Origin of the sequence: Vibrio sp. 10N.247.310.17, assembly GCF_041466605.1 — a bacterium.
Taxonomy (GTDB): domain Bacteria; phylum Pseudomonadota; class Gammaproteobacteria; order Enterobacterales; family Vibrionaceae; genus Vibrio; species Vibrio tasmaniensis_A.
Genome location: NZ_JBFSTC010000170.1, coordinates 1 through 4300, shown reverse-complemented (window position 1 = coordinate 4300; position 4300 = coordinate 1). Strand labels below are relative to the sequence as shown.

The window sequence follows — 4300 nt, the reverse complement described above, 5'->3', positions numbered from 1 at the left end:
AATGAGTAAGAATTACATTTTTCGAGAGTTAGAGTGCCAAATGACAAAGGAAGAGGTCGCTGAACTGTGTTTTAAAACTGTGAGAACAGTCACAGGTTGGGATGAGGGAAAGCCAATACCTCCCGAGTGCAAAAGACTGATGCGGATGGCCAAAGGTAGAGAACTTAGTATTAATGAAGATTGGGTGCAGTTCAAAATGTTATACGACAGTATGGAGCTGCCGACAGGCCAAGTGGTGAGGCCACAGCAAATATTGGCAGGGATAGCGCTTTTAGGTATTCAGTCTGAGTTAGAGATTAAGACTTCAACACATTTACTTGGTCTTGCTAGAGCAATCGCTAGTATCAAGAAATAGGATTAGAAAAGTATGGTTTTTTCAGGCGCATCGCAAAGGTTCATAGTAATCGACTACGTGGTGCGGTAATTACTTGTTAAAGTTACTACGACTGGACACAAGCCGTTCCTTGTGGGATTAACCAGTCCTCCTTTTTGGTCATATCAAGGAGAAAGAAGCCGGACTCATTGAGTTCGGCTTTTTTATGGCTTGAGCATTAAGTATTCCAAGGAACTTTCAAAGTCACTTCAAATTGAGAGTGTGGTATACCTTCAAATTGAATTGACTCAGGTTGAGAGTTTAGGGTCAGCTCGATATCGTGTAACTCACAGATATAATCAACAAAATACAACCCTAGGCCACGTCCGACGCAGTTGTCTAACTTCATGGCACTCTCACCTCGATAGTGCTTTTTCACTAGAGTTTTCAACTCTGTTTGTGGAACTGTAGGGCCATATGATGAAATTGTCACTTCTGTGATGTTGTCGTAATAAATGAAATCAACATCGACTTCCATTTGTTCAGGACTATATTTGACGGCATTATCTAAAATTAGATATGGCAAAATATCGATAATCGTATACGCATCAAATGAGCGTCTTACTTCTGAATCACCATTTATGCAAACCTTGACTCTTTTTTCTCGAGCCAAGGCGTTTAGCATTCGGCGAGCTTTATCGAATTTGCCGAATAAATTAACCTCACAGACATCTAAATGTTCGACGTTGTCCGGGTTTAACTCAACATCAATAAAGTCTAATCTGGTAGTAAAAAGCTGTGACAAATCAAGCACCCCCTCAATAATCGTTCTGAGGTGATCAGCATTGTGCGCGTTCAATGCGAGAGGTGATTCATGGCCAAAATCGCCTGTTTTTACAATCTTTGATGCTTGTTCTGATAGATTCTTAAGTCGTTGGTTAAAATAACGGAGCTCATGCATTGAATCTAAAACCAACCCGTCATAATGTTCACTTGCTATCAAAATATTATTCCCGAGATAAAGTTAACTAGCAGGCCTTTTACCATATCGCCACCGTGTTTTTTCAGTACATCACTCTCTTCGAAACCTTTTCGGTCGTGAGTAAGTACTGATTTTATAAATTCTTGCTCTATCTGCCAAACATCGTACAAGTCCATTTGATGTGTCTTTAATAAGTAATCGCGAAACCTCAACCAACGTTCTTTACGAGAACTCATTACAGCAACGCCTTTTTCAATCTCTCTTATTACTCTGTCACTTGACACGTCACGTTTAAGTTTGGCATCTGCAACACCAATATAATTTTGGATCGGTAGGTGGTATAGATTGCTCGACATCGCAATAATATATTTGTCAGGATAGACTTTTCTAAGTTGCTGTATAATAAAAGCTCCCTCATTTTTACTAAGCTTTTTTCCTACCCCCCTGATGTCGCATATAATGACTTGATAAACACTTAACATTTCAAAGTTATCAATGTCTGTGTAGTGTGTTATTCCCTTATAGCCGCAGTTTCTAACAGCTTCGATGTAAGGAACATCAAGATCATCAATCACAGCTATCGGTATACTTGCACGTTCAGCGTTAATCGTATTGATATGTCCATTGAGTTCACTTAAAAGGTATCGCTTTTTCTTATTCCAGAACATTGTTTAACCAATTGCATTTGTGATGAAAGACATTATGCATATAGGTGTTATAAATGAAAGAGCAGACAGTTAGTTATTAGATTCTATTGCTTTTAATGTGATTCGAACTTGATTGATAGGTCGAATTTACCCCCGTGATACAACACGGGGATTCACGACGAACAGCATTAGAAGAATGGATAACTTCTAGTAGGGCAAAACCCCATGAACAGGATGTGAATGAGTAAAAGGTCTATCCAACAATGGGGCAGAAATGAGCTAGAGCTACTACTCTAATGATTCATTAGAACAAATAGCAGCGTACCAATACGATCGCTACCATTTTAAGAGGATACTTTATTGGGCTGCATAGGGTTAAAGGAACGTTTTTGTGCCCAAGCAGCGGCCAATGAATACCTAGTTTAGAATAAAGACATTTAACCCGTTCCTACTCTCTCGTACTGGCCTTATACCTGAAATTACATTCACTCTCGATGGATATCCTATGCCGAGATTAATATTTCCAGCCGTTAAATTGTAACGATTTAGGGATAGGGCTGTAGCAAGGGTATTCGGTTTGTAAGCCGTAGTTAATAATCATTGAAATATCAACGCCGAAGGACCCTGCATAGTTTGCTCGTCTGAACTTCTGCGGATCGTTTTTGGCGGTTTTCTCAAGTACCATCCAGATCATATCTTCAAGGAACTCAGGGTGGCGCCTTGGATCGAGTGCCATTGTATCGCGCATACAGAACCAGCTTCCTCCGCCTAGCTGTTTTTGATTATAGGCATTGTCAAAATACGCAGTATGCAAACCTTGCAAGTAAGCGTTTAAGCGTATGGACTCCACGGTGTCCGTCTCGTCAATGTGCTGCAAGAAGTAGGGCAGTTTGGTGATGTCTGCCATTGCTCTAGGGGCGCTAGATAATTTGGGGTTTTCGTACTGCTCGTGTATCTCACTCAGCAGTTGAGTGAGCTCAGGAGAGTGGGGTTGAGCTTGCACGCTCGCACAGGTAAGCAGCAGTAATGGTAAGACTGTTTTCATGGTCATTCTCCCTTTAGATACCTGATCATAATACCAGTATTTAGGCGGTGCATAAAGTTCTTTTTTATGCACCTAGTTAAGTATTATTCTTTCGAATTTTGTGTGTATCTTGGCACCGCAGGATAGGCTTGGTCGGAGGTGACGTATTCCGTCCTTTCGGGTCTAGTGATCTCCTTTTCTACCTGCGACTTGACTGTCAGTTCAATCATCGGCTCAGGTTTGATGATGGGTTTCTGCGCTTCCTCTTGTTGAAGTTTTACATCATCGGTAACCCCATCAAAGCGCGCTTGATTAAAGAGTCCGCCCGTTCCCTTGGTATGCAGCATCTCGGTGCGGGTGTGTGCCACGGCATCGACGGTACTAGCCCATCCTTTCTCCATCGTGTTGTTTTGCTCGGGTGTCAGTTCTGGTTGTTGGGTTGGGGTGGTGGTTTCATGCGCTTTCTCCATTGTTGCCACAATCTTCGCCGTGTCACCATCGAGTCCCGCCATGGTGGTGAACTCTTTAGTGCGTGTGTATTCTTGCCAAGACTTTTTAGCATCAGCAATATCTTCCGGTTGGTAAGCGGTCATTAGGCGTTGGACGTCTGGTTGTTCTAATTTAGCTGTCGTTTCCAAGTAATTCTGGAAGCCTTGAATTGAATTGGCCGTAAAGCTGGCACTGCCAGAGTTTAGGCGCGTTTGAGTATTCGAGAGGGCGTTCAAGTCCGATTGGCTTTGCATCACGCTAGCACCAAGAGACTTGGTGTTGCTGGCATTAATTGCAAAATCATGCGCAAACTGCTCAACCGACGTTCGGGTGTCTTTATTGTCCACCTGCGTGCCGGCACTGGTCACGGCATTGGCCCCTTCGGTGTATTGCTGCGTGGCTTGCTCAAGCTGCTGCTTTTGCTCGGCATTCATATTGCTGTAAGCCGTACGTTCATCATCAGACCATTTCACGCCGCCACTGGCGCCTAAATTGAATGGCGATGCCCCTTTACCGGTGCCTACGCCGCCCTCGAAGCCGCCATAGACACTTTGCAGGTAAGCTTTTGATTGGTCTTTCGTCCAACCCGTTTGTTGAATCACGCTGTCAACCGCCGTTTGCATGTCATTCATACCTTGGCTGACTTGAGTATTAAAGCCACTGGTATTGCCTTCACCGTAAGCCAGGTTTTTACTCACACTATCATGCCAGCGGTCGCTCAGCGCGGCGCCTCCTTGGAGGGTTTGACTCAGTTGGGTACTGGTTTGTTCAAGGTTTTGCTGCGTTTGGCTGCGGGCATTCGCCACACTCTCTTGCAGCATGCTTTGCGTGTTGGCGCTGATGTT

4 protein-coding genes and 1 pseudogene are annotated in these 4300 nt (G+C 43.6%); 1 reads left to right on the top strand and 4 read right to left on the bottom strand.

The features are described from left to right. The first annotated feature begins 1 nt into the window (after window position 1). Window positions 2–355, top strand: coding sequence for a regulator (locus AB6D80_RS24285; protein ID WP_372189860.1), 354 nt, complete (start codon window positions 2–4; stop codon window positions 353–355). Window positions 356–551: 196 nt separating this feature from the next. Here AB6D80_RS24285 and AB6D80_RS24280 read toward each other — a convergent pair whose 3' ends face one another. The 4 genes and pseudogenes from AB6D80_RS24280 to AB6D80_RS24265 all read right to left on the bottom strand — a co-directional run. Next, the gene (locus AB6D80_RS24280) at window positions 552–1316 is read right to left on the bottom strand and encodes a sensor histidine kinase (protein WP_371729366.1); all 765 of its coding nucleotides are present in this window, start codon (window positions 1314–1316) and stop codon (window positions 552–554) included. Further along, window positions 1313–1963, bottom strand: coding sequence for a hypothetical protein (locus AB6D80_RS24275; protein WP_371729367.1), 651 nt, complete (start codon window positions 1961–1963; stop codon window positions 1313–1315). The genes AB6D80_RS24280 and AB6D80_RS24275 overlap by 4 nt, the downstream gene beginning before the upstream one ends. Window positions 1964–2456: 493 nt before the next feature. Beyond that, window positions 2457–2987 (bottom strand): hypothetical protein, encoded by a 531-nt coding sequence (locus AB6D80_RS24270; RefSeq protein ID WP_102258301.1) that lies wholly within the window; start codon window positions 2985–2987, stop codon window positions 2457–2459. Window positions 2988–3070: 83 nt separating this feature from the next. Beyond that, window positions 3071–4300, bottom strand: a pseudogene (locus AB6D80_RS24265) (conjugal transfer protein TraG); the annotation flags it as partial.